The sequence below is a fragment of the Rhizobium sp. CBN3 genome (genome assembly GCF_030518245.1).
In the GTDB taxonomy this organism is placed as follows: domain Bacteria; phylum Pseudomonadota; class Alphaproteobacteria; order Rhizobiales; family Rhizobiaceae; genus Rhizobium; species Rhizobium aethiopicum_A.
In genome coordinates this window covers 1-854 of record NZ_JAULSE010000086.1, presented here as the reverse complement: position 1 = coordinate 854, position 854 = coordinate 1, and the positions used below count along the sequence as shown (strand labels likewise).

Annotated in this window: 1 protein-coding gene; it reads right to left on the bottom strand. The window is 58.7% G+C overall.

Annotation, left to right across the window (positions count from 1 at the left end):
* Positions 1–854: AMP-binding protein (locus tag QWJ46_RS31050; RefSeq protein ID WP_302756369.1), on the bottom strand; the 854-nt coding region annotated here is incomplete at both ends.

Sequence of the window (854 nt, the reverse complement as noted above, 5' to 3'; positions counted from 1 at the left end):
CCGACATCGGCCGTGCACCAGTAGACGTCGCCGTGATGATAGTCGAAGACATATTCATGCGTCATCGCCGCATAGACGAGGTAACCGCCGGTCGTGTGCAGCACGCCCTTCGGCTTGCCGGTCGAACCTGAGGTGTAGAGGATGAACAGCGGATCTTCCGCCTTCATCTTCACCGGCGGGCATTCCGGCTTCACCGTGGCGATCTCCTGGTGATACCAGAGGTCGCGGCCCGGCGCCCAGCCGGTCTTGCCGCCGGTGCGGCGCACGACCAGCACCTTGCTGACAGTGACGTGCTCGCGGGCGGCGATATGGATCGCCGTATCGGTATTGTCCTTCAACGGTACCGGCTTGCCGCCGCGCACGCCTTCGTCGCAGGTGATGACGAAGGTGGATTCGCAATCAACGATGCGCCCTGCCAGCGCCTCGGGCGAAAAACCGCCGAAGACGACGGAATGCACCGCGCCGATGCGGGCGCAGGCGAGCATCGCATAGGCTGCTTCGGGGATCATCGGCATGTAGATGGTGACGCGATCGCCCTTCTTGACACCATGCTTCTTCAACACATTCGCTGTCCGGCAAACATGCTCGTACAGTTCGTTATAGGTGACCTTCTTGTCGATATAGGGATTGTCGCCTTCCCAGATGATCGCCACCTGGTCGCCATTCGTCTTCAGATGGCGGTCGATACAATTGTAGGAGACGTTCGTCTGGCCGTCTTCGAACCATTTGATCGAGACCTTGCCGGTAAAGGAGGTGTTCTTGACCTTGGTATAAGGTTTGAACCAGTCGATCCGCTTGCCGTGCTTGCCCCAGAATTTGTCCGGGTTTTCAATGCTTTCCTCGTACCATTTCAG